The organism is Methanosarcina spelaei (assembly GCF_002287235.1).
Lineage (GTDB): Archaea > Halobacteriota > Methanosarcinia > Methanosarcinales > Methanosarcinaceae > Methanosarcina > Methanosarcina spelaei.
This window is the reverse complement of the sequence record NZ_LMVP01000330.1, coordinates 1-925: the sequence shown is the minus strand read 5'-3', so window position 1 is coordinate 925 and position 925 is coordinate 1. Positions and strand designations below refer to the sequence as shown.

1 protein-coding gene is annotated in these 925 nt (G+C 34.6%); it reads left to right on the top strand.

Annotation, left to right across the window (positions count from 1 at the left end):
• Window positions 1-121: 121 nt before the first annotated feature.
• Complete coding sequence (locus ASJ81_RS13815; protein ID WP_338037548.1) at window positions 122-817, top strand: undecaprenyl diphosphate synthase family protein; 696 nt, start codon at window positions 122-124, stop codon at window positions 815-817.
• The last annotated feature ends 108 nt before the right edge of the window (window positions 818-925 follow it).

Sequence of the window (925 nt, the reverse complement as noted above, 5' to 3'; positions counted from 1 at the left end):
GGAGTTGTAATGGTAGCAGCAATAATTAGAGTAAATGAGCTTTTGGGATAGGCTCAAAGTTAAGACTTCCAACTAAACTCCAGGCATAAAATTCGTTAGCTGAGTTCAGTGAAGATTATTTATAGCATTTTTAAGCAAAGAAATAGGGGGTTATTTTCTGGATATACCTAAATTTAAAAGACTACCAGGACACATAGCTATAATACCGGATGGAAACAGGAGATGGGCTTTAGACAGAGGCTTAAAAAAGCATGAAGGATATAAACATGGAATAGTTCCAGGCCTGGAGCTATATGATATATGTGTAAAAATAGGAATAGGCGAAGTTACTTTTTTTGGATTCACTCAAGATAACACAAAAAGGCCTCAAATTCAAAGAAAAGCGTTTGTAAATGCCTGTGTAAAATCAGTTAAAGAACTTTCCAAACATGATGCTGAACTTCTTGTAGTAGGGAATACCAATTCGGACATGTTTCCAAAAGAGTTACTTGCATATACAAAGAGGACTAAATTTGGGAGAGGTAAAGTAAGGATAAATTTTTTAGTAAATTATGGTTGGTACTGGGATTTAGCATATGCATTTGAGAACTCTTCAGATGGTGAAAAAATGATAGAAAATATTGCATCAGCAGAGATTCCAAGAATAGATTTACTTATCCGTTGGGGAGGAAGACATAGACTAAGTGGAATGCTTCCGGTTCAAACGGTATATTCGGATATATATGTAGTTGACGAAATGTGGCCAGATTTTAAGCCAGAACATTTATTCAATGCACTAGAGTTTTATCAAGATCAAGATATCACACTGGGTGGATAATTGACTTTCTTACCTTTTACCAATTCATTGATGGTCAATTTGTATCTAATTGGTATTATATATTTGAAAATCGTATATTTATACTATGGGAGAACGAGGTCCTATACC